The following is a 23,513-nucleotide window of genomic DNA, read 5'->3' as shown; positions in this document are numbered from 1 at the left end:
CTCGCTTTCTGCACCCCGCACTCGCATACTGCATCCGGTCCCGGCCCCGGCCTGCGCGCCGCATCATGCTGCGCCGTGCCGGAGCGCGGGATCGCGCCCCTACTCCCCGTCGTCGGCGTCGGCCAGGGAGGTGCCCGCCGGCGTGGTCTTGGAGATGACCATGAGGAACTCGGCATTGGACTGGGTGTCCTTGAGCTTGGACAGCACCAGCTCCAGGGCCTGCTGCTGCTCCAGGCCGGCGAAGAGGCGGCGCAGGCGCCACATGATCTTCAGCTGGGCGGGGTCGATGAGCAGCTCCTCGCGGCGCGTGCCGGAGGCGGCCACGTCCACCGCCGGGAAGATGCGCTTGTCCGCCAGCTGGCGGCTCAGGCGCAGCTCCATGTTGCCCGTGCCCTTGAACTCCTCGAAGATGACCTCATCCATCTTCGAGCCGGTCTCGACCAGGGCGGTGGCCAGGATCGTCAGGCTGCCGCCGTTCTCCACATTGCGGGCCGCCCCGAAGAAGCGCTTGGGCGGGTAGAGGGCCGAGGCGTCCACACCACCGGACAGGATGCGCCCCGAGGCCGGGGCCGCCAGGTTGTAGGCGCGCCCGAGCCTGGTGATGGAGTCCAGCAGCACCACGACGTCCTGGCCCAGCTCGACCAGGCGCTTGGCCCGCTCGATGGCCAGCTCGGCCACCGTGGTGTGGTCCGAGGCCGGGCGGTCGAAGGTCGAGGCGATGACCTCGCCCTTGACGGTGCGCTGCATGTCGGTGACCTCCTCGGGGCGCTCGTCGACGAGCACGACCATGAGGTGGGCCTCGGGGTTGTTGATGGCGATGGCGTTGGCGATCTGCTGCAGGACGATCGTCTTGCCCGCCTTCGGCGGGGAGACGATGAGCCCGCGCTGCCCCTTGCCGATGGGCGAGACCAGGTCGATGACGCGGGGGGTCAGGGCCTTGGGGGTGGTCTCCAGGCGCAGCTGCTCCTGGGGGTAGAGGGGGGTGAGCTTGGCGAACTCGGGGCGCCGCTTGGAGCGCTCCGCATCCATGCCGTTGATGGTCTCCACGCTCACCAGCGGGTTGTACTTCACGCGCCCCGCACGGTTCTGGCGCCGGTTGCCCCGGCCCTGGGCACCGGGGCCGGCGGTCTCCCCGCCCTCACGGACCCATCCGGTCACGGCATCCCCGGCCCGCAGGCCGTTGTCCTTGATGAGGTGGCCCGAGACGTAGACGTCCTTGGGGCCGGGCAGGTAGCCGGAGGTGCGCAGGTAGGCGTGCTGCTGGTCGGTGACGTCCAGGATCCCGGCCACGGGCAGCAGGACCTCGTCCTCGCGGGGCTGGCTCCTGCCCTGCCGGCCGCCCTGCTCACCGCCGTCCCGGCCCTCCCGGCCCTCGCGCTCGAAGCGGTCGCGCCCGCGCTTGCGGCCCCGACGGCGGCGCCCGCCGCGCTCCTCCTCATAGCCCTCGGCCTCCTCCTCCCGGCTGCGGCGGGAGCGCTCGGCGGGCTCGACGGCGGCGGTGCCGGTGGCGTCGGCCAGGTCGCGCATGAGGGCCGCCTTGGCGTCGAGGTGGTCCTCGGGCGAGTCGGGGCGCGGCTCCCGCCGGCCCGCCTCCACCCGCTCGCCGCCCTCGCCGCGCTCGGGCGTGCCCGCGGCGGCCTGGGCGCGGCGGCGCCCGCGGCGGGACTCGCGCGGCTGGTCCTCGCGGGCCTCATCGGCTTCGCGGTCGGCGCGGTCATGGCGCTGCCCGCGGCGACGTCGGGCCTCGGGGCCGCCCTGCGCGCCGTCGGCGCGCTCGGCCCGGGAGCCCTCGGAGGAGCCCGAGGAGTCCGGGAAGACCGGGGAGCGCGAGGGCAGCTCGATGCCCAGGTCGAGGGCGGGGGCGGCCTCGCGCTCAGGGGTGCCGGCGGCCGCCTGGGCCCTGCGCCGGCGGGGGCGCGCGGCGCCCTCGGCGGGGGGCTCCTGGCGCTCAGGGGCGGCCTGCCCCTCGGGCTGCTCGACGGCGGGCGCCTGGTCCGGTGTGGGGGCCGAGGCGGGGGTTGAGGAGCCGCGCGCCTCGCGGATGGCGGCGACGAGCTCGCTCTTGCGCATGCGGGAGGTGCCCTTGAGGCCCATCTGCCCGGCGAGCGCCTGGAGCTCGGCCAGGCGCATCGTGGAGAGCGAGGACTGGGAGCTGGAGGTCTCGGTCACGAGTGTCCTAACGGTGTGGTTGCGCCACGCGCACAGGCCTGGCGTTCAACAGGGAGACCGCCCTGGGGCCGTTGGAATCGCTCACAGGGGGTCGTGCACACAGCATCGGCTCATCGCGGGACGGGGCCCGCATCCGGATGCGGTGCTGTCCGCCGTGCGGTGCAGGAGAGGCAGTCCGCGCGGCCGACGCCGCCATCATAGCAGCACTGCGGCGATGCGCCTACAGCGCAGCCCCGCCCACGGGGCCGATCGGGCCCGGATCGGCCCCGATCACGACGCCGTCCCCGGAGACGGCACGCGGCAGTGCTGCCTGCGGGGACGGCGTCGCCTGCTGGGTGCCGGCCGGGCCCGGCCGGCACCCAGCCTCAGGACAGGCTCTTGAGCAGTGAGCCCATGGGCGCGAAGTCGGCCAGCGGGTCGACCGGTGCCTTGCGGGGGAAGCGCTCCATGAGCACGGCCAGCTCCCGCCCGGCCCGGGCCACGCGCTCGCTCAGAGGCGCCTCGGGCCTGTCCGTGGCGGCCTCGGTCTCCCAGGCGGCCCCGAAGTCCTCGCTGGCGGCGAAGACGGCGGTGGTCGTCGGCAGGGCCTTCATGTAGGCGGCCAGGGGGCGCAGCGCGGTCTCGGTGACCAGGCTGTGGCGCGCCGTGCCCGCCGTGGCGCCCAGGATCACCGGCGCACCCTCCAGGGTGCCCTCGGGCAGGACATCCATGGCGGACTTGAACAGCCCCGAGTAGGAGGCCTGGAACACCGGGGTGACCAGGATGACGCCGTCGGCGGCGGCCAGGGAGTCGGCGACCGCCTGGAGCTCGGGAGACAGGGGGGCGCCGACACTGGCCTTGGCGATGTCGCCCACCAGCGGGCGCAGCCCGATCACCTCGATGTCGGCCAGTCGGGAGTCGGCGGCCAGGGCCTTGCGGGCGCCGTCGGCCAGGCGCTCGGCGAGCATCTGGGAGGTCGAGGGCTGGGAGACCCCGGCGTGGAGCGCCACGATCCTCGCCAGCCGGCCCATCTGGGTGTTGGCGTAGGCGTCGTAGGTCTGCGAGTCGGCCAGGGACTGGGTGCCCCCGGAGGGCGCCACGGCCGGCGTGCTGGGCTTGTTGGTGTCAGTCATCTCAGATCCTCACCTTCCGGCCCGTGAGCGGGTCGAACTCGTTGGACATGCTGAAGGGCTCCTCAGCCGGGGGCTCGGTGCCCTCCAGCAGCGCCCGGTGGCGCGGGTGCAGGGGGGCGTCGGGCACCTCGGCGGGCTTGGAGGGCTCGAGCTCGGCCCGCAGCGCGGGGACGATCTCGGTGCCCAGGATCTCGATCTGGCGCATGACCTCCTCGTGGGGCACGCCGCCCATGTCGACGTTGAAGGCCTGGCGCTGGTAGTCGCCGATGACGTCGCGGTAGGTCAGGTACCTCTCCACGATCTGCTCGGGGGTGCCCACGGCCAGCGGGGTGTGCGTGGACATCTCCTCCAGGGAGGCGCCCTGGTAGACGTAGGTGTTGCGGAAGTACGGCGTGTACTCCTTGATGGCCTCCGCCTGCGTCTTGGCGGCGAAGAACTGGCCGCCCAGGCCGACGATCGCCTGCTCGGGCGAGCCGTGCCCGTAGTGGGAGTAGCGCTCGCGGTAGAGGTCGATCATCTTCTTGACGTGGTCGACGGGCCAGAAGATGTTGTTGTGCAGGAATCCATCGCCGTAGAAGGCGGCCTGCTCGGCGATCTGGGGGGAGCGGATGGAGGCGTGCCACACGAAGGGCGGGACGCCGTCGAGCGGGCGGGGCATGGAGGTGAAGTCCTGCAGCGGGGTGCGGAACTCCCCCTCCCAGTCCACGTTGGTCTCGCGCCACAGGCGGCGCACGAGGTCGTAGTTCTCCACCGCCAGGGAGATGCCCTTGCGGATGTCCTTGCCGAACCAGGGGTAGACCGGGCCGGTGTTGCCGCGCCCCATCATGAGGTCCACGCGGCCGTCGGCCAGGTGCTGGAGGTAGGCGTACTCCTCGGCGATGCGCACCGGGTCGTTGGTGGTGATGAGGGTGGTGGAGGTGCTCAGCAGGAGCCTCTCGGTCCGCGCGGCGATGTTCGCCAGCAGGGCCACGGGGCTGGAGGGGGCGAAGGGCGGGTTGTGGTGCTCCCCGGTGGCGAAGAAGTCGAGCCCGACCTGCTCGCTGAGCACCGCCATCTCGACGGTGTTCTTGATCCGCTCGTGCTCACTGGGGGCCTTGCCGGTGTGCGGGTTGGTGGTGATGTCACCAACGGTGAAGATGCCGAACTGCATGGCAGCGCCTTTCTGGACGGTGGGCTTCGGTGATGGCATGAGCCTAGCCCCAGTCTTGTTTAAAAGTAAACTACTGGAGGATGAGGGCTCCCTCACAGGCCATGACCGAGGTCCGCCGGGCCCGGGCGCCGGCTCGCGCGAGCGCCCGCGGGGCCACCACCCGGCCCCGCGGGCGCCCCTCAGGGGCTCAGCACGGCGCCCCGGGTGTCGATGCCCGGGACGAGCACCGTCCAGCCGTGGTGGGTCAGGGTGGCGCGGGTGTCCTCCTCCAGGGCGGAGAGCACGAGCACCGTGGGCCCCGCCCCGGAGATGACCGCCGGGTAGCCCTTGTCGCGCAGGGAGTCCATGACGGCCATGGAGGAGGGCAGGACCGAGCGCCGGTACTCCTGGTGGAGCCGGTCCTCCGTGCCGGCCATGAGCAGGTCCGGCCGGCCCGCCAGCGCCAGCATGAGCACCGCCGCGCGGGAGGTGTTGAACAGGGCGTCGGCGCGCGGCACCGAGACCGGCAGCACCCGGCGCGCCTCCTCGGTGGACAGTCGCGTGCTCGACGGCGGCACGAGCAGGCTGACCGGCAGGTCCCCGTCCACCGGCATCGGCGCCATGCGGGGCGAGCCGTCCGCCTGGGTCCAGGCCACGGTCGCCCCGCCGAAGACCGCCGGGGCGACGTTGTCGGGGTGCCCCTCGAACTGGGTGGCCAGGGCGAAGACCATCTCATCGCTCAGGGCCCCGGGCTCGGAGATCAGGCCGCGGGCCAGCATGAGCCCGGCCACGGCCGCACTGGCCGAGGAGCCCATGCCTCCCCCGTGGGGGATGCGGTTGGTGCAGCGCATCTCGAAACCGGCCTGCGGGGCGCCGACGGCGTCCAGGCCCGCGCGCAGCGCCCGCACCACGAGGTTCTCCTCACCGGTGGGCACGCTGCCCGCGCCCACGCCGGTGACCTCCACCCGGGTGACACCGGTGATGGGACGGGCCTCGACCTCGTCGTAGAAGCGGAAGGCCATGCCGAAGGAGTCGAATCCCGGCCCCATGTTCGCCGTCGTGGCCGGCACGCGCACCGCGGCATGCTCATTGATCAGCCTCATGGCGGCTCACTCGCCCTCGACGCGGCGCACGGAGAGGACCTCCAGGACCCTCTCGCACTCGCGCAGCCCCTCGACGGCCGCCTCCAGGCGCTCGACCGCGGCCGGGTGGGTGACGATGGTGACCACGGCCGGCCCGGTGGAGGCGGTGGAGACGTAGGCGCTCTGGCGCACGGAGTTGATGGACACCCCGGTGCCGGCCACGACCCCGGCCATGGCGGCCAAGGAGCCCGGGGCGTCGTCGACGAGCAGCTGGATCTGGTAGCGGGTGATCGCCGCGCCCGGGCCCAGGATCGGCAGGTCGGCGTAGGAGGACTCGCGCGGCGCCTGGCCCCCGTGGACCCGGTGGGCGGCTGCGGCCACGACGTCGGAGAGCACGGCCGAGGCGGTCGGGGCGCCTCCGGCGCCCTGCCCGTAGAACATGAGGCGCCCGGCGGCCTCGGCGTCCACCAGGACCGCGTTGTAGGCGCCGTGCACGCTGGCCAGGGGGTGGTCGAGGGGCACGAGGGCGGGGTGGACGCGCACTGAGATGCCCGGGGAGCCCTGAGCGCCCCCGTCGATCCTCTGGGCGATGGCCAGGAGCTTGATCCGGCAGCCCGAGGCGTGGGCCTCGGCGATGTCCTCGGAGGTGATCCCCCGGATGCCCTCGACGGTCACGTCATCCAGCCCCACGCGGGTGTGGAAGGCCAGGGAGGCGATGATGGCGGCCTTGGCGGCGGCGTCCAGCCCCTCGACGTCGGCGGTCGGGTCGGCCTCGGCGTAGCCCAGCTCCTGGGCGGCGGCCAGGGCCTGGTCGAAGGACAGGCCCTTGGTGCTCATCTCATCGAGGATGTAGTTGGTGGTGCCGTTGACGATGCCCAGCACACCGGTGACCCGGTCGCCCGCCATGGACTCGCGCAGGGCGTAGACCACGGGGATGGCCCCGGCCACGGCGGCCTCGTAGTAGAAGTCGGTGCCCGCGGCGGCGGCAGCGGCGTAGAGCTCGGGGCCGTGGGCGGCGATGAGCGCCTTGTTCCCGGTGATGACGCTGGCCCCGGCCTTGAGGGCCGCCAGGATGAGGGTCCGGGCCGGCTCGATCCCGCCGATGAGCTCGATGACCAGGTCATTCCCGGTGGCCACGGCGGTGGCGTCATCGGTGAGCAGCTCGCGCGGCACCGCGGGATCCCTGGGGGCGCCGAGGTCGCGCACGGCGACGCCGGTGACCTCCAGGCGGGCCCCGCAGCGGGCGGCGAACTCCTCGGCCTGCTCGGTCAGGAGCCGGATCACCTGGGTGCCGACGGTGCCCGCCCCCAGGACGCCGACGGTCAGGGCGCGGGGGGCGGGGGTGGAGGACTGGGGCTGGACCACGGGGGAACCACCTTGCTGTGAGCTGAGGACGGGATGCGCGCTGCGCGCCGGCGGCCATCGGGCGATCGCCCTGCCCGGCAGCGCTGCGGGGCAGGGCGCGTGGGGCAGGGCGGACGGGCCGCCACCGCCCAGCATAAGGGGGACTCCCGTTGCGGCGAACCATGCGCTCACCCATGCGCCGGGGCGGCGGCATGCGCCTGCCCGGGGCCGGCTCCAGCGCGGCGGCCCGGCTGCGGGCGCCGGTCAGCTCCGGTCAGCGCCGGGCGATCCGGCGCAGGATGAGCAGGAGGATCTGTCCCAGGGGCAGGCCCTCATCCAGGATCAGGTCGCCGGAGCGGTGCCAGACCGGGGGTGGCTCTTCCAGGGAGGAGGATGCTGCGCTCATGGCATGAGCCTAAAGAAGCGGGCGTGGTGCCCATCACCCTCCAGGGGAGGATTCCGGGGACGTCTCCCTCCGCCTCCAGGTGGATCGGCGGGCGGTCCCGTCTCAGGGATCTCCCTGAGACGGGACCAAGGGGGCCACCACGGGGGCCTCAGACCGATGGCCCCAGGGCTCTGGCGTCACAGCCCTGGGGCCGGGCCCGTCGCCCCTGGGGCGCCGGCTCCACTCCGGTGCTGGGGCGCCGGCGGGTGTCCACACCGGTGGCCCGCCCCGATGATCGGGACGGGCCACCGGGGGCACCGCCGGGCATCTGAGGATCGGCCGGCGGGTCAGCTCCCGTCACCCGCCCTCAGTGCGCCGCCGGTGCGGCGCCTCTCAGGCTCCGCGAGTCAGGAGCTGCGACGGCGGGCCAGCAGGTAGGCGCCTCCGCTCATGCCCAGGCCGGCCAGCACGAGCAGTGCTGCGGCGTTGGCACCGGTGCGGGCCAGGGTGGGCGGACCACCGGGGGTGCCGCCGTTGGGCGGCACGGCGGTGGGGGTCGAGGGCGCGCCCGGCTGGTCCGGGGTGGCCGGGGCGCTGGGCGCCCCCGGGGTCTGCGGGGCGTCCGGGGCGCCGGGGGTGCTCGTCGCCGGCGGGGTCGCCGGGGTGCTCGGCGTCGGCGGGGCGGCGGGCGGCCCGGAGACGACGGTGTTGGTCAGCTCGACCTTGGTGCGCACCTGGTCACCGATGGTGAAGGTGGAGGTCTGCTGGCCGTCGATGGTGAACACCGGCTCCTTCCAGGAGGCTCCCTCGGGGGCCGTGGCCTTGGAGGTGTCCTCGCTGAGGGTGACCTTGGTGCCCACGGGGAAGGTGCCGTTGAACTGGGCGGCCTCTCCGGCCTTGACCGTCAGGCTGGTGGTGCCGGTGCGGCCCTCGCCCTGGGGCTTCTGCCCCTCGGGGGCGGTCCAGCCCGGGTAGGAGCTCACCGCGGCGGGCAGCTCGTAGGCGACGTCGACGACGAAGGAGGCGCCCTGCGTCGCACCGGCGGAGTCGCCCTCGACGCTCTTGGCGACCTCGAAGGAGCCGAAGCCGCGCTCCATCTCGACATTGATGTCGAAGTACTGCACGTAGGTCTGCTGCCGTGTGCTGGACAGGTCGGTGCCGTTCATCGTCACGGTGTTGCTGTAGGTGCCGCCGGGAGTGGCCTGGCCGCCCGCGAAGGCCACCGGGTACTCCATGGTGAAGTTGGTGCCGGCCTGGAAGGGGCCGGTGACCTCCAGGGTGGCGGTGCGCCCGTCGCCGCTCACGGAGGCCTTGATGTCGAAGTCGCCGTGCTCGGTGGTGGCGTCGGCACCGGAGGCGTCGGTCAGCCTCACGCTCTGCTGGCCGTCGGGGCGCAGGTTGAGCACCCACCGGGTGAGGTCCTGGTTGAAGCTCATCCCCTCGCCGAGGGTGTCGGTGAAGGTGATGGTCTGACGGCTGCCGTCGAAGGTGGTGCCCAGCTTGCTCCCGGTGGTCTCATTGGCTCCGAAGTTCACCCCCCAGGTCAGCTCGGAGTAGTTGTTGTAGAAGCTCGAGGACCACTTGTGCAGCTCCCACGGGGAGCTCTCGGGGCCGCCGATGCCGCCCTGGCCGGGCAGGTCCACCTGGGTGGTGCCGTTGGCGGTGATGTCAGCGGTCTGCGAGGTGGTGGTCTGGGTGATGGCCAGCAGCGCCGAGCCGTGGCCCTTGAAGTTGTGGAAGCCGGCCTGCTGCAGCTCGGCGACCTTGTCGTTGAAGGTGCAGGTGATCTCCTTGGCGGTCAGATCGCAGGTGCCGACCTGCGTGTCAGTGCCGTTGTGGTCCACCGTCATGGGCAGGCTGGAGGGGACCTGGAGGTTCTCGAAGTAGGTGCCCAGGTTGATGGTGAAGGAGTCGCCGGGCTTGAGGGTGGTCCCGCCGGCATCCCAGTCGAAGCTCAGACGGGCGTTGTCGTAGTAGTTGAGGTTGCCCTCCTGGTCCGCGTTGTTGCCGTCGACGCGCGTGAGCGACATGTTGGTGACGGTGATGCCCGGGTTCTCGGCGGCATGAGCCGTCGAGGCCAGGGGGGTGAGTGCGGCCAGGAGCAGAGTGAGGAGGGCAGCCAGTCCCGCCGCAGCCCCTCGGGTGAGGGCCGGACGAGACACGGCGCCCGTTGGCACTGTGTTCATGGGATCTCCGAGTTCTGGACGTCGTCGATGTCGAAGGCGGGGCTGGTCCCATCCACGGAGCACCGCACGTCCCAGGACGGCGGCTATTCCCTATCGCTCCGTGACCTTCGTGACCACTCTGTCACAAACGGCACGTCCGGCATAGCAGATCAGCCAGACGGGCTATATCTCACAGTCGCATAGCCGACGCCGAGGAAGTTTCCCTGCGAACTCCCAGGTTTCTGGGGTTGATGGATCGTACCGACGCCAGAAGAACTCGACCGCGCACGGACCTGCCCGGAGCCTCATGACCTGTGCATCCGCCGACCGGAGGCCGGGCCCGCGCCTCACGCGGCGCCCCGGCAGCGCCTCAGGGAGGGCTCAACGGTCTCAGCGGTTCTCAAGGGGGCCGCTCTCCGATGCTTCAGCCGGCGCTGCGCCGAGCATCTCCTCCACCTCAGCGCGCTCATCCCGGAGCGCGGCCGCCCGCTCCGACTCGCCCTGAGCCTCAGCGACACGGATCGATGAATCCAGGGAGAGGAGCAGGTCATTGTAGGACGTCGGTGTCCCCTGGGTGCGGGCCAGCTCCCGGCGCAACTCCAGGGACTCCTCATAGGCCGCCCCGGCCTCCTGCCACAACCCCCGCGCCTGAGCCACACCACCGACTTTATTCAGCGAGACCGACAGATCACGCCGCGCCTGGGGCGTCCCCAGCACCCCCACCAACTCCCGGCGCAACTCCAGGGACTCCTCATAGGCCGCCCCAGCCTCCTGCCACAACCCCCGCGCCTGAGCCACACCACCCACATTGTCCAGAGCCACCGACAAATCACGCCGCGCCTCCGGCGTCCCCAGCACCCCCACCAACTCCCGCGAGACGGTCATCCGCCCCTGCGCCGCACGCATAGCCGCGTCCAAGGCCCCGAATGCTGTCGCGATCTCCCACCCGGCGTCGTCCACCTGCCAGCGGAAGGCAGGAGGGAAGGCCTCCGCCTCCTCCATGGCCCTCAGCAGGAGCCTCTCCACGCTGACAACGTCGTCTAGCAGGCCCGCGATCTCCGCACGCACGAGCCCCTCGAGCACCCGGGCCAGGTCCGATTCCCGGTCAGGGACCGATTCGAGCAGCGTGCGCGCGGCGAGCGGATCGTTGCCCAGCAGTTGCCGAACCCGCTCGATACGGCGCATGAGCACAGCGGCTTCTGGCGACCGCATCTCCTCGGGGAGGCTGATGCGCCACGTGGAGCGGTAGCGGCCCTCTGAGAGCGCTTGCGGGGCCTGCCCATCCCCCATCCGATCGGTGATATGGAGGCTCGATGGATCAGTGGCCACCCGCCGCCTGGAGACCACATGAGCAAAGGAGCGGATCGACCATAGGTCGATGGCCTCCCGAGGCGCCTGCTCCAGGAGGATGACGGGGCCGCTGAGGACAAGGCAGCCCGAACCCGGATGCGCCAGTCTGCTTCTCATCTCATTGAGGGCGTGGAGGGCGGGGAGACGAGCACCCTCCTCCCGCAGCTCCACCCACAGCACTCCGGGAGTGGGCAGGTGCGTCCGCAGCCATGCGGCGACCGATGACTCCTGGGGAGCGCAGCTCCACGGCACCCTGGCACGTCGCGCCCACAGCTCGGCCCGCTCCCTCAGATCCTGCGCATCGGACAGCGAGTCGACCGCGATGAACACCACCGTGCCCTCCCCTGGCGTCCATTCAAGATGGCGGCGCAGATCCGACCACGCCTCATCGATGCTGACACCAGGCAGCACGGTCATCTACGGCACCTCAGGAGTTCTCGGAGGGACCGGGAACGAGTGGCTCGAGGAGAGGATGGACGCCATACCAGTCGACACTGCCGTTGCGGTAGCACAGCACCGCGCCGAGTGCCTGAAGACTCCACGCCTCCGCCCACAACTCGCGCGGGACCCGCAACTGCTTGGTTGCTTTGACCTGCGAGAGGATCTCCCACTGCTCCTCACTGAGTGCGGTCGCCATGAGAGAGCGCTGCTGGCGCTCAACCCCGTCGACCTCGACATCACCCACAGGAAGTGCGGCCTCCTTCAACAGCAGTGCGGAGACAAGCCGGAAAAGGTCGCGGAAGAGGCCACCGGAGGCAAGAATCACCCGATCGGCATGATCACCGAGAAGGCGATCGAGATCCTCTCCTGGCGCACGCCGAGCCAGGACGTCCCGCAGGAGGGCGATCCCCTCCCGGCACTCCTCACCATCCTTCTGCCGCACCTTGACATTGAGGACAGGCCAGATCTGGCCCGACCATCCCACAGGCTTGACATAAATGGGCACAGTGTAGACCACATGCATCCGAGGAAGAGTCAGCTCGGTCACGTAGGTGGAGAAGAGCGACTCAACAGACTCGCGGACCTCATCGAAACTCGAGGCACGGCCACGAAAGTGATCGATGGAGTCGACAATGAACACCGGGGTGCGCCCATCCGGCATCGCATCCACCACATCCTCGAAAAAGGAGTGCATCTCCTCCTTGAAGCGCCGGCGATTCGATACCAGCGCCCTGGCCACCTGGGCGCGGAACGACTCATCATCACTCAGCGCCGCCCGAAGGCCGACCGATACCGGCCCCTGTGAAAGAGCAACTGTCACATCGGCGGAGACATCGATCCTCTTGAGGAAAGCGCCCAAGCGCTGAATGAGGTTGTCCTTCGGAACCTCGGCCTCCTCACAACTGGCAACGAAGCCCGCAGCCAGGCCGATGAGGAAAGATCCCTCATCCACGGGCAGCTCAGTATTGAAGTAGTCCTCGACGTCGAAGTAGATCGGCACATAGGCCTGCCGGTCGATCGTCCGGTGGAGACGGATGAGCTCGGTGGTCTTACCCGCACCACGGTAGCCGGAGAGCAACTGCACTGAGCCACCCGTGGTGAAGTCGATGGCGTTGACGATCTCGGCGACGAAGTCCGGGCCCGCAGGCCCGTCAGGCTGGTCGTAGATCGGCACGTAATAGCGGTTGAACTCCTCTTCCTCCGACAGTAGCCGGTTCCCCTGGTGAAGGTTCACCGCCCCGTAGAACGCCTTGCGGTAGGCGCGATCGCTGTCAGCCATGCCTCGCATGGTAAGCCATGCACGAGCGCCTGACGAGGCCCCGCCGGTGTCGGGCTGCGAGCCTACTCGCCCTCCAGGCGCAGGAGGTCCTCGATGGTCTCGGGGCGCAGCACCCAGCCCTGCTCGCCCCCGGCCACCCAGGCCACACCGGGGCGGGTGAACAGGTTGTAGTTCATGCCCATGGAGCGCCCGTAGGCGCCCGTGGCCGGGACCGCGAGCACATCGCCCACGACCAGATCCGCCGGCAGGTCCACGTCACGGATCACCACGTCCCCGCTCTCGCAGTGCTTGCCCACCACCCGGCAGCGCGCCACCCGGGTGGACTGCGAGCGCCGCCCCGCCAGCAGGGCGGTGTAGGCGGCGCCGTACAGGGCGGGGCGCAGGTTGTCGCTCATGCCGCCCTCGACACTGACGTAGAGGCGGCTGGCCCCCTCCCCCAGCTCGATCTCCTTGAGGCCGGTGACCCGGTACAGGGTGACCTGGGAGGGCCCCGCGATGGAGCGCCCCGGCTCCACCGAGACGCGCGGCACCTCGTCGCCCAGCTCGGCGCACATCCGGCGCACCACGGCCGCCAGGGCGCGGGCCAGGGCAGCCGGTGAGGGGGCGGGGTCGTCGGCACCGGTGTAGGCGATGCCCAGCCCTCCGCCCAGGTCGATCTCCGGGCACAGCCAGCCGGTGCCGACGGCCACCTCATGGCGCAGCCGCAGGACGGCGGCGGCCGCCTCCTCGAAGCCCGCGGGGTCGGTGATCTGGCTGCCGATATGCGAGTGCAGGCCCCGCAGCTCCAGCTCGGGGGCCGCCACGATGCGGTCGATGGCCTCGCGGGCGGCCCCGGTGTGGATGGACAGGCCGAACTTCTGGTCCTCGTGGGCGGTGGCGATGAACTCGTGCCCGCCCGCGTGGATGCCGGTGGTCAGGCGCACCATGAGCCCCGCCCGCTCCTGGGGGCCGTAGTGCCCCTCCTCGCGCCAGCGGCGCACGGCAGCGGCCGCGTACTCGATCTCCTCGGGGGAGTCGATGACGATATGACCCAGGCGGTGGTGGACGGCCAGGCCCACCTCGGCCTCGGTCTTGCCATTGCCGTGCAGGCCCAGGCGATGGGCCCTCATGGCGGCCCCGGGGCCCTCGACCTGCTCGACGGCGGCCAGGCCCACGGCCAGCTCGCCGCGCGAGGCGGTGTCGATGCCCAGGCCCTCCTCCAGGGCGATGCGGGCCACCCGGGTGGTCAGGAAGGCCTTGCCCGCGTAGAAGGCCTCGCCCCCCGCCATCCCGTAGCCCTCCCAGAACTCCTCGGCCATGGCAGCGGCCCAGGTGGCGGCCCGGCCCCGGAAGTCGGCCTCATCCAGGACGTAGACGGGGGCGGGCGCCCGGTCGAGGATCTCGCTGACACTGCGCCCGCCGATCTCCAGCTGGCCGTCCTCGGCGCGCCGGGCCGTGGTGGGCCACAGGTCGGGGCGCTCCTCGGGCTCGGGGCAGACCAGGGCGCCCAGCGGCGCCTCACCCGCGGGAACGACGCCCCCCGGGCCGGCGCCCCGCCCGGCCCCTGCGGCGCTCACATCCGCTCCGGGGCGCTGACGCCCAGCAGGCCCAGGCCGTTGGCCACGACCTGCCCGACGGCGTCATTGAGCCACAGGCGGGCCACGTGGCCGGCCTGCACCGGGTCATCGCCGCGCGGGGTGACCCGGGTGCGGCCGTACCAGGTGTGGTAGGCCCCGGCGAGCTGCTCGAGGTAGCGGGCCACCCGGTGCTGCTCGCGCAGGGCGGCGGCCTGGGCCACGACGGCGGGGTACTGGGCGAGCACGCCCAGCAGGGCGGCGTCGGCGGGGTCGTCCAGGGCGGCGGGATCGAAGCCGGCCTCGCGGCCGACCCCGTGCTCGGCCGCGTTGCGCGCCACGTTGCGGGTGCGGGCGTGGGCGTACTGGACGTAGTAGACGGGGTTGTCGCTGGTGCGCGAGGCCAGCAGGTCCAGGTCGATGTCGATGGTGGAGTCCATGGAGGAGCGGGCCAGGGCGTAGCGGGCGGCGTCGACCCCGACCGCATCGACGAGGTCCTCCAGGGTGACGATGGTGCCGGCGCGCTTGGACATGCGCACCGGGGCCCCGTCCTTGACCAGGTTGACCATCTGACCGATGAGGATCTGCATGTTGACCCCCGGGGTGTCGCCGTAGGCGGCGCACATGGCCATCATGCGCCCCACGTAGCCGTGGTGGTCGGCTCCCAGGAGGTAGATGGAGCAGGTCGCCCCGCGCGAGCACTTGTCCAGGTAGTAGGCGGTGTCGGCGGCGAAGTAGGCGGGCTTGCCGTCGGACTTGATCAGGACGCGGTCCTTGTCGTCGCCGAAGTCGGTGGTGCGCAGCCAGGTGGCGCCGTCGCGCTCCTCGATGACGCCGCGCTCGCGCAGCTCGCCGATGGAGCGGGTCACCGCCCCCGAGCTGTGCAGGGAGTCCTCGTGGAAGAAGACGTCGAAGTCGGCCCGGAAGGCGTGCAGCTCGGCCTTGATGGCGTCGAACATGAGCTCCACGCCCTGGGCGCGGAAGACCTCGCAGGCCTCGGCGTCCTCGAGCGTGGCCGGGTCGGGGCGGCCTGCCGCCAGCTCATCGGCGATGACGCGCTGGGCGATCTCGGCGATGTAGGCGCCGCCGTAGCCGTTCTCCGGCGTCTCCTGGCCACGGGCGGCAGCCAGGAGGGAGGCGGCGAAGTGGTCGATCTGGGTGCCGTGGTCGTTGAAGTAGTACTCGCGGGTGACGGTGGCGCCGCTGGCCGCCAGGATCCGGGCCAGGGAGTCGCCGACGGCGGCCCAGCGGGCGCCGCCCAGGTGGACCGGGCCGGTGGGGTTGGCCGAGACGTACTCGAGGTTGATGTGCTGGCCGGCCAGGGTCTCGTTGCGGCCGTAGTCGCCCCCCGCCTCCACGATGGTGCGGGCGAGCTCGCCGGCGGCCCCGGCGTCCAGCCGGATGTTGAGGAAGCCGGGACCGGCCACCTCCACGCCCGCCACGCCGTCGAGGGCGGCCAGGCGGGGGGTGAGGAGCTCGGCCAGGGCCCGCGGGGAGGTGCCCGCCCTCTTGGCCAGCTGCATGGCCACATTGGTGGACCAGTCCCCGTGGTCGCGGTTCCTGGGCCGCTCGACTCGGGGGAGCGGGATCTCCTGCTCACTCAGGGCCAGGGAGCCATCGGAGACGGCGGAGGCCAGGACGGTGCGGATCGCTGCGGCAAGCTCTTCTGGGGTCACGGGCCACAGAGTACCGCCATCGGGCGGGATCGCCGTCCCGGTCCTGGTATCCGGGCGGGTTCGGGGCGCGGCCGGGCTCATCGTCGCCCTCAACGCGGCGCTGGTCGCGCTGGCCGTGCGCGGGCAGGCCCGAGCCGCCCGCTCAGACGTAGTACAGCGCCAGGCGGTGGCCGTCCACGACGTGCACCGGGATGGAGCAGCCGTAGATGCCCTCCAGCACCTCGGAGTCCATGATCGCCTCGGGGCTGCCGTGGGCCACCACCCGCCCCCGGCGCAGCGCCAGGATGGAGTCCGCCCAGCACGAGGCGTAGTTCACGTCGTGCAGGACCAGGACGACCGTCCGGCCCAGCTCGTCGGCCGCCGCCCGCAGGCGCCGCATCATGGCGGTGGCATGCGTCATGTCCAGGTTGTTGAGGGGCTCATCGAGCAGGAGGTAGGGGGTGTCCTGGGCCAGGACCATGGCCACGAAGGCCCGCTGGCGCTGGCCGCCGCTCATCTGGTCCAGGCGGCGCTCGGCCAGGTCCTCCAGGTCCATCCAGGCGATGGCCTCCTCCACCGCCCGGCGGTCGGCCGCGGTGGGGCGGCCGCCGTTGTGGGGGAAGCGGCCGAAGGAGACCAGGTCGCGCACCGTCAGGCGCACGGTCAGGTGGGTCTCCTGGCGCAGGACGGCCATGGTGCGGGCCAGCTCCCGGGAATCGGCGGTGGTCACGTCCAGCCCGCCGACGACGACGGTCCCGGCGTCGGAGCCCAGCAGGCGGGCCATGATGGACAGCAGGGTGGACTTGCCCGCCCCGTTGGGGCCGATGAGGCAGGTCACCCCGCCCGCCGGCAGGTCGACGGTGACGTCGTCCAGCACGAGGGCGTCCCCATAGCTCTTCGAGACGCGGTCGATGGAGATCACAGGCGCTTGCCCTCCCGGATGAGCAGGGTGATGAGAAGGAGACCGCCGGCCAGCTCCACGACCACCGACAGGACGGTGGACCAGTCCAGCAGGTGCTGGAGGATGGCCTGGCCGCCCACGAGGGTCAGGGCGGCGCACAGGGCGGAGGCGGGCAGTACGACGGCATGGCGGTGGCTGCCCGCCAGGCGGTAGGCCAGGTGGGCCACGAGCAGGCCGAAGAAGGTGATCGGGCCGACCATGGCGGTGGAGACCGACACCAGGACGGCGATGGCGATCATGGTCCGCTTGACCTCCCGGTCGTAGGGGACCCCCAGGGAGATGGCCAGGGGCCGGCCCAGCAGCAGGACGTCGAGGACATGGCGGCGGTGCCACAGCCAGGCCGAGAGCACCGTCACGATCGCCCCGCCCACCCACAGCAGGTCCCTGCTCACGCCGTTGAAGGAGGCGAAGAGGCGGGCCTGGAGGACGAAGAACTCGTTGGGGTCCAGGAGGTTCTGTATGAACACCGTGATGCTGCGCAGCAGGGTGCCCAGGATGATCCCGGCCAGGACCAGGACGTGGAGCTGGCGGCCGGAGCCGAGCAGGGGGACGATGAGCAGCCACGAGGCGCCGACCATGATGGCGCTGGTCGCGGCGAACTGGATGAGGCTGGGGGTGGCGGCCAGGACCTGGCTGCCGGCGATGACCAGCACGAGGGTCTGGATGAGGGAGTAGATGGCATCCAGGCCCATGATCGCGGGTGTGAGGATGCGGTTCGAGGTCAGGGTCTGGAAGGTCACGGTGGACACGGCCACCGCCCAGCCCACGATGAGCATCGCCGCCAGGGTGGGCAGGCGGAATCGCAGCACCGAGTGCAGGCTGCGCGCCTCGTAGCCCAGGAAGAGGGCGGCGGCGGCCACGAGGAGGAGGGCGAGGGCGGCCAGGCGCCAGCCGGGATGGATGCGCGCGCTCACCGGGTCCCCCTGAGCAGGAGGATGAGGAAGAGCGAGGAGCCGACCACGCCCATGATGACGCCCACGGAGATCTCGAAGGGCTGGCGCACGAGCCGGCCGATGATGTCGCAGCCCAGGACCATGGTGGCGCCGCCCAGCGCCACCCAGGGCAGGGAGCGGCGCAGGTGGTCGCCCACCAGGAGCGAGACGAGGTTGGGCACGACCAGGCCCAGGAAGGGCAGCGCCCCGACCACCACGACGGTCACGGCGCTGGTGATCGAGACGATGGCCAGGCCCAGCGCCAAGGTGCGGTCGTAGGCCAGGCCCAGGCCCACGGCATGATCACGCCCCAGGCCGGCCAGGGTGAGGCGGTCCGCGGCCAACCAGGTGACGAGCGCCACCAGGCCCACGCCCCACAGCAGCTCGTAGCGCCCCGAGACGATGCCCGACAGATCCCCGTTGGTCCAGGTGCCCAGGGTCTGCATGAGATCACGGCGCCAGGCGACGAAGGTGGTGGCGGCCTCCACCACGGAGGCCAGCATGATCCCCACCAGGGGCACGACGACGTCATCGCTGCGGTGGGTGGGCAGGCGGCGCAGCAGCCACAGGAACAGGGCCGATCCCACCATGGCGCTGGCCGCCCCCGCCCCCATCTTGGCCGCCACCGGGGCTGCGGGGGTCAGGATGGTGGCGGCCAGGATGCCGGCGGTGGCGAACTGGACGGTGCCGGTGGTCGAGGGCGCCACGAAGCGGTTGCGCACGAGGAGCTGCATGAGGGCCCCGGCCATCGCCAGGGCCGCTCCGGCCAGGGCGGCCGCGGCGGTGCGCGGGATGCGCGAGACCATGATGATGCGGTCGGCCCGACCCGCGTCGCTGCCTGTCAGCAGGTCCTTCAGGCTGATGTCGGCGGCGCCCACGGACAGGGAGGCGGTGATGAGGATCAGGAGGAGGAGCACCATGAGGGCCAGCAGGGCCCGGTGCCGGCTGCGGCCCGCAGGGGCCGGGCCCGCAGGAGCAGTCTCCTGCGGGCCCGGCGCCCGGGCGGCGCGAGCCGCCGGGGATGGGGCGGTCATGCCTTGATGGCGGTGGCGATGTCCTCGACCAGGGTCGGGGCGTTGTGCAGGCCGGCGCCGATGATGTACCAGCGCTCGCCGTCGAGGTAGACGACCTGGTCCTTGCTCCAGGCCGTGGTGGAGGTGACCAGCTCGGTGTCGAGCACCTCCTTGGCGGCCTTGCCGCTCTCGCCGATGGCGGCGTCGCGGTCGACGACGAAGAGCCAGTCGGGGTTGGCCTCGGCGATGCGCTCGAAGGAGACGGACTCGCCGTGGGTCTCGGGCTTGAGGTCGGCGATGGCCGGGACCACCCCGAGGTCGTCGTGGATGAGCCCGAAGCGCGAGCCGGGGCCGTAGGCCGTGACCTCCCCGCCGGTGGTCAGCAGGATGAGGCCCTTGCCCGCGGTCGAGGCCTTGGCCTTGACCTCATCGGCCCTGGTCCTGAAGGCCTCCAGCTCCTGCGTGGCCTTGGCGGGCACCCCGAGGACCTTGCCCAGCAGCTCGGCGCCTTCGGTGAGGCGCTCGCCGTAGGTGGTGCCGCTGCTGGGCATGAGCACCGTCGTGAAGTCCTGCGACAGGGTGTCGTAGTGCTTCGCGGCGCGCCCGCCGACGATGACCAGGTCCGGCCCCAGGGCATCGATCTTCTCCGCCGAGGGCTCGTGGAGGGTGCCCACGACCTCGGCCCCGGAGTAGGACCCGCTCAGGGTGGAGGGCAGCTTGCCGTCATTGGCCACGACGCCGACGACGCGGTCCGTGACCCCCAGGGCGACGATGGTGTCCAGGGCGGCGGGATCCAGGACGACGACCTTCTCCGGCAGCGCCTCGATGGTCACCTCCCCCTTGCCATCGGTCACGGTCACCGGGAAGGCACTGGCGTCGGGGGTGACCGCGGCGGAGCCGGCCGAGGCCGTCGGGCTCGATGAGCCCGGGGCGGAGGCGGCGCCGGAGGCACTCGTGCCCGTGGAGGCCGACGGCCCGCCGGAGGCGCCCGCGGAGCCGCCGGAGGAGGAGCACGCCGCCAGTGAGGCGAGCGCGCCCGCGGAGGCCAGGTGGAGGAAGGATCGGCGAGTGGTCATGGTGCTCCTTGACGTGGGTGGAGGCACTGGGAGATGCCTCGCATTTTTCACAAGGTAAGCCTTACATAACCATCTCGTGATGTGCCATGTGATGCATATGACCATCCCAGCACCCTTCGAGGACCTGCCCGTCGATTGCGCTCCCGGGCCCGTGCCCTGGTAGAGTCCCGACCCGGGCCCCGGTAGCTCAGTGGATAGAGCGTCTGCCTCCGGAGCAGAAGGTCGCAGGTTCGAATCCTGTCCGGGGCACCGGCCCCGAGCCCCCGTCACCACCCGTGGCGGGGGCCTCGTCGATCCTGCGGCAGATCATCGGCGGGCTCCGCCCCAGGAGGCCCCCAGGAGCCCGTCAGTAGCCCGCCAGTGCGGATGAGGCGCTCCGCGCTCCCCAGGGCCGGGCCGGGCGCAGCGGCGCCCTGGGCAGGGCCGGAGCTGTGCGTTTGCCACGGGGCGCACCCGGGCTGAGCCCTGGGCCGCGGGCCCGGGGACGAGGCGGTGGCCAGTGGCGCTGGAGGCGGCCTCCGGCGCTGCTCAGGCGGTGGCCAGGACCTTCGTGGCCAGGGTGGGAACGTCGGTCATGATGGCGTCGACATTGAGGGCGGCCAGGCGCCGCATCCGCTCGGGGCTGTCCACGGTCCACACGTGGACCTCCAGGCCCTCGCGGTGCGCGGCGGCGACGAAGCGCCTGGTGACGATGGGCACGCCCCGGTAGGACTCCGGGACCTGAACGGCATCGACCCGTCCCCGCGTCCAGCCCCAGCGGGTGTGCGGCAGGGGCAGGGCCGCCTCGCTGAGCAGCATGAGGCCCATGACGTCGCCCACCCCCAGGGAGGTGGTGGCCCGGGGCTCCTGGCGGCGCAGCACCGCCAGGCGGCGGGCCGAGAAGGAGGCGAAGCGCACCCGTCCCAGGGCCTCGGCGTCGCGCACGGTCTGGAGGGCGCCCTGGACGACGCCGGAGGCCTTGAGGTCGACGTTGAAGCGCAGCCGGGGGTGGAGCTCCAGCGCATCGGAGAGGCGGACGAAGCCGCGCCCGTCCCCGGCATCGAGGTCGGCCAGCTCGGCCCACATGACCTCATCGACCCTGCGGGGGTCGCCGGAGGCGCGCCGCAGGTCCTCGTCATGGGCCAGCACGACGACCCCGTCGGCGGTCGCCCGCAGATCCGTCTCCATCCACCCCAGGCCCAGCTTGGAGACGTGCTCCACTGCGCTCCAGGTGTTCTCGGGGACCTCGCGGCCTCCCCCGCGATGAGCGATGACGGCCGGACGTCGTGTACGTGCCACGGTTAGGTGCCTCTCAGGAATGGGGATTCAGGAGCAGTTGGTGGTCAGCTCGACGGCGCTGTGCTCCTTGAGCCAGCCCCACGGTTCAACGGTGGACTCATCGGCGGTGTCATCGGCCGTGCGGACCTCGAAGTGGAGGTGGGGGCCCGAGGACCGCCCGGTGTTGCCCACGCCGGCGATGAGCTGGCCGGCGGTGACGGTGTCCCCGGCCTTGACGTAGATGCCGTCCTCGTACATGTGGAGGTAGCTGGTGTACCAGACCTTGCCGTCGACCTCGTGCTTGATGGTGACGGTGCCGGTGCCATCGACCATGCCCGCCGTGGTCACGGTGCCGGCGGCCACGGCGTAGATGGCGGTTCCCACCGGGGCCGACAGGTCCTGGCCGGCGTGGAGCTTGAGATAGCCCAGGGTGGGGTGGATGCGGTAGCCGTACTCCGAGGAGATCGTGTAGGTGTCCGGGAGCATGGGGTAGAAGAGCTCGGGGGCGGAGTTGAAGGCGCTGGTGTCGCCCGAGGCCCCCGTCACCGAGGAGCAGGTCTTGGCGGCGTTCTGGTAGGCCTCGCGGATGCGGGCCAGGGTGGCGGCGTCGGGGACATTGGACAGGTCCTCGCCGCCCTCCTCATCCAGGTCGGCGTCCGAGCCCAGGACGGCGGCCGCCACGGAGGAGGGCCGGGAGCCGGCCTGGGGGGCCGCCTCGTTGAGGGACTGGGAGAACCCCCCGGTACTGGCCAGGGCGGCATTGGTCAGCTGGCCGCTGACCGGGGCCACGACGGTGGCCACCGCCAGCGTGGCCAGGACGGCGGTGCGCCCCAGGACGCTGGCGCTGCGGCGTCCCGGCGAGGGGCGGGCCGGGGTGGGGCGGCGGCTGCCGCGGGCGGGGCCCGAGCCTCCACCGGCCGTCTGAGAGCTTCCCACCCGAGGGGTGTCCGCGCCGTCCCGGTCCTGGTTGCGGGCCTTGCGCCTCATGCGGCGGATCTCGGGGACCTGGAGGGTGTCGGCGCTGCGGAACTCCTCCAGCTCGCGGGAGAAGCGCAACTCGCGACCGCCCGTGCTGGCGGCCTGCGCGGCGTCCGCCGCGACATCGGCCGGGCTCGACGGCGCCGCGGCGCTCCCGCCGGCCCCGCGCTCCGGCTCGCGCGGCGCGGCCATCGCCGCCGACCCGCCGGCCTCGGGCATGGCATCCCCGGCGTGGTCGCCGGCGCCTGCGGCCGACTCCCCGGCCGGATCGGACCCGTGCACCCGGGGGGCGGCTGCGGCCCGGGCCTTCGGGCCGCGGGCCGGCCCGCCGGCTGCGGCACCGGCGATGGGCTTCCATCTCAGGGCCGGTCCCGTGGCCCTGCCGGCGTCCCAGGACTCCTCTGCGCCCGGGGGCTCCTCAGCGGTCGCCTCCGGGAGTGCCGGGGAGGCGGGCGGCACTGCCGCCCCGGGCACTGGAGCCCCGTGGATGGAGGCCCCGGGGGCCGGGGAGGCGGGGGCCGGGGAGGCGGGGGCCGCCGGGGCGGGCTCCTGCGCCTGCCGGACCTGCCCGGCGCCCATCCGCCCCGCTGGCGCGGCCGCGGTGCCGGCAGCCGCGACGCCGGCAGGGGCGCCTGCGCCCAGGATGCGGGCCCGCCCGGCGCGCAGGGTGTCGGTGGCGGACTCGGAGGATCCGTGGCGGGAGGAGGAACCGGTGGATGCGACCGCATGCGGGGCCGGCATCGCGACGGGACCGCTGGGGCGGGCCGGGGTGGCGGCAAGCGGCGAGGCGCCGGGGGCGGTGGCCCGGGGGCCCGAGGCCGCGCGGGCTCGGGGCGGCTGCGGGCTCGGGGCGGCACGGGAGGGACCGCGGCCGGGCGCCTCAGCGGAGGCCGTGGCTGATGGACCGGGGGTCGGGTGCGGGGAGGCCGGGGACTGCCGCTCGGCAGCGGCCGCGGAGCCGACCTGCTGAAGGCGCCGCGAGCGCCGGGTCACGGCCGCCTCAGCCGCCGCGGGGCCCTCTGGGGACTGGAGGCCGGCGGTGGTCGGGCCATCGGGCGCCGCGCGCTCCGACATGCGACGACGGGCCATGCGGGTCATCGGCGCCGCGCTGGAGGCGGGCGGGTCCGCCGAGGGGCTCGGGCCGGTGGGGGCGCCCCAGCCGGCAGGAGCGGCGGGGCCGGCCGCGGTGGGCCGGCCATTGCCCGTGGACTGGGCGGTCGGGGCTGGCGTGGAGGCGGCACTGTGACGGCCGCGGCGCTGCACGGGCGGCGAGGCCGGGGGGACGGGCGCGGCCCCGCCCAGCAGGACGCTGGCGGCCTCGGCCTCGGTGAGCCTGTGATCGTGGGGCTCGGCCGACCTGCGACTGGTGGGCCGGTGGCCGGCGGGCCCGGCCGCACCATCGGGCCGGGAGGGGCCCTGGTCCAGCGCGGCGGGCCGCGCGGGGAGGGCGCTGGGCGTGCCCGGCTGGGGTTCGGGAGGCTTGGACTCAGCCTGGGCGCCAGTGCGGAGCTGAGCGGCCGCTGCGGCTCGCTCAGCCTCTCGACGCTGGCGTCGACTCATCGGCTGTGTGGTCACGCTGTCGGCCTCCATGCGGCTGGTAGATCCCTCGCCACGGCGGCGAGTTGTCGATTG

Annotated in this window: 17 protein-coding genes and 1 tRNA gene; 1 reads left to right on the top strand and 17 read right to left on the bottom strand. The window is 72.5% G+C overall.

The genetic code is table 11. The annotated features are described in order from the left end of the window. Nucleotides 1–99: 99 nt before the first annotated feature. The 15 genes from rho to J5X07_RS12005 form a co-directional block, all read right to left on the bottom strand. Nucleotides 100–2,169: a transcription termination factor Rho gene (rho, locus tag J5X07_RS12070; RefSeq protein WP_208479969.1), complete on the bottom strand. Its 2,070-nt coding sequence runs from the start codon at nt 2,167–2,169 to the stop codon at nt 100–102. A 365-nt stretch (nt 2,170–2,534) separates the two neighbouring features. Then, complete coding sequence (locus tag J5X07_RS12065) at nt 2,535–3,281, bottom strand: CE1759 family FMN reductase (RefSeq protein WP_208479968.1); 747 nt, start codon at nt 3,279–3,281, stop codon at nt 2,535–2,537. Nucleotide 3,282: 1 nt separating this feature from the next. Continuing rightward, nucleotides 3,283–4,470: a CE1758 family FMN-dependent luciferase-like monooxygenase gene (locus tag J5X07_RS12060; RefSeq protein ID WP_243896820.1), complete on the bottom strand. Its 1,188-nt coding sequence runs from the start codon at nt 4,468–4,470 to the stop codon at nt 3,283–3,285. 140 nt (nt 4,471–4,610) lie between these two features. Then, nucleotides 4,611–5,513, bottom strand: coding sequence for a homoserine kinase (gene thrB, locus J5X07_RS12055; protein ID WP_124933002.1), 903 nt, complete (start codon nt 5,511–5,513; stop codon nt 4,611–4,613). A 6-nt stretch (nt 5,514–5,519) separates the two neighbouring features. Continuing rightward, the gene (locus J5X07_RS12050; RefSeq protein WP_341769473.1) at nt 5,520–6,857 is read right to left on the bottom strand and encodes a homoserine dehydrogenase; all 1,338 of its coding nucleotides are present in this window, start codon (nt 6,855–6,857) and stop codon (nt 5,520–5,522) included. A gap of 253 nt (nt 6,858–7,110) precedes the next feature. After that, nucleotides 7,111–7,242, bottom strand: coding sequence for a hypothetical protein (locus J5X07_RS13330; protein ID WP_279596214.1), 132 nt, complete (start codon nt 7,240–7,242; stop codon nt 7,111–7,113). Between the two features lie 386 nt (nt 7,243–7,628). Next, nucleotides 7,629–9,407 (bottom strand): DUF7926 domain-containing protein, encoded by a 1,779-nt coding sequence (locus J5X07_RS12045; RefSeq protein ID WP_208479966.1) that lies wholly within the window; start codon nt 9,405–9,407, stop codon nt 7,629–7,631. Nucleotides 9,408–9,776: 369 nt separating this feature from the next. Then, on the bottom strand, nt 9,777–11,153 hold the full coding sequence (locus J5X07_RS12040) for a tetratricopeptide repeat protein (RefSeq protein WP_208479965.1): 1,377 nt from the start codon (nt 11,151–11,153) through the stop codon (nt 9,777–9,779). A gap of 10 nt (nt 11,154–11,163) precedes the next feature. Then, nucleotides 11,164–12,456: a hypothetical protein gene (locus J5X07_RS12035; protein ID WP_208479964.1), complete on the bottom strand. Its 1,293-nt coding sequence runs from the start codon at nt 12,454–12,456 to the stop codon at nt 11,164–11,166. 62 nt (nt 12,457–12,518) lie between these two features. Further along, nucleotides 12,519–14,012 carry a diaminopimelate decarboxylase gene (gene lysA, locus J5X07_RS12030; protein WP_208479963.1) on the bottom strand — a complete coding sequence of 498 codons (1,494 nt, stop codon included), beginning with the start codon at nt 14,010–14,012 and terminating at the stop codon, nt 12,519–12,521. Beyond that, nucleotides 14,009–15,685 (bottom strand): arginine--tRNA ligase, encoded by a 1,677-nt coding sequence (gene argS / locus J5X07_RS12025; protein WP_208479962.1) that lies wholly within the window; start codon nt 15,683–15,685, stop codon nt 14,009–14,011. Before argS ends, lysA begins: the two co-directional genes overlap by 4 nt. Before the next feature lie 142 nt (nt 15,686–15,827). Next, on the bottom strand, nt 15,828–16,586 hold the full coding sequence (locus J5X07_RS12020) for an iron ABC transporter ATP-binding protein (RefSeq protein WP_124932995.1): 759 nt from the start codon (nt 16,584–16,586) through the stop codon (nt 15,828–15,830). Next, complete coding sequence (locus tag J5X07_RS12015) at nt 16,583–17,539, bottom strand: iron chelate uptake ABC transporter family permease subunit (protein WP_208479961.1); 957 nt, start codon at nt 17,537–17,539, stop codon at nt 16,583–16,585. The genes J5X07_RS12020 and J5X07_RS12015 overlap by 4 nt, the downstream gene beginning before the upstream one ends. Further along, the gene (locus tag J5X07_RS12010) at nt 17,536–18,591 is read right to left on the bottom strand and encodes an ABC transporter permease (protein ID WP_208479960.1); all 1,056 of its coding nucleotides are present in this window, start codon (nt 18,589–18,591) and stop codon (nt 17,536–17,538) included. The genes J5X07_RS12015 and J5X07_RS12010 overlap by 4 nt, the downstream gene beginning before the upstream one ends. Continuing rightward, nucleotides 18,588–19,646, bottom strand: coding sequence for a siderophore ABC transporter substrate-binding protein (locus J5X07_RS12005; protein WP_208479959.1), 1,059 nt, complete (start codon nt 19,644–19,646; stop codon nt 18,588–18,590). Before J5X07_RS12005 ends, J5X07_RS12010 begins: the two co-directional genes overlap by 4 nt. 176 nt (nt 19,647–19,822) lie before the next feature. Between J5X07_RS12005 and J5X07_RS12000 the strand changes: the two genes are divergently transcribed. Further along, a tRNA-Arg gene (locus J5X07_RS12000) sits at nt 19,823–19,895 on the top strand. A 279-nt stretch (nt 19,896–20,174) separates the two neighbouring features. Here J5X07_RS12000 and J5X07_RS11995 read toward each other — a convergent pair. Both J5X07_RS11995 and J5X07_RS11990 read right to left on the bottom strand, forming a co-directional pair. Continuing rightward, entirely contained in the window at nt 20,175–20,924 is a 750-nt protein-coding gene (locus J5X07_RS11995) for a glycerophosphodiester phosphodiesterase family protein (protein ID WP_124932991.1), read from the bottom strand. Between the two features lie 27 nt (nt 20,925–20,951). After that, a complete protein-coding gene (locus tag J5X07_RS11990) occupies nt 20,952–23,441 on the bottom strand; it encodes a peptidoglycan DD-metalloendopeptidase family protein (protein WP_208479958.1) in 2,490 nt (829 codons plus the stop codon). Between the last annotated feature and the right edge of the window lie 72 nt (nt 23,442–23,513).

This window comes from Actinomyces bowdenii, from assembly GCF_017592395.1.
Lineage (GTDB): Bacteria > Actinomycetota > Actinomycetes > Actinomycetales > Actinomycetaceae > Actinomyces > Actinomyces bowdenii.
The sequence above is the reverse complement of the archived record's forward strand: the minus strand, read 5'-3'. Positions and strand labels throughout refer to the sequence as shown.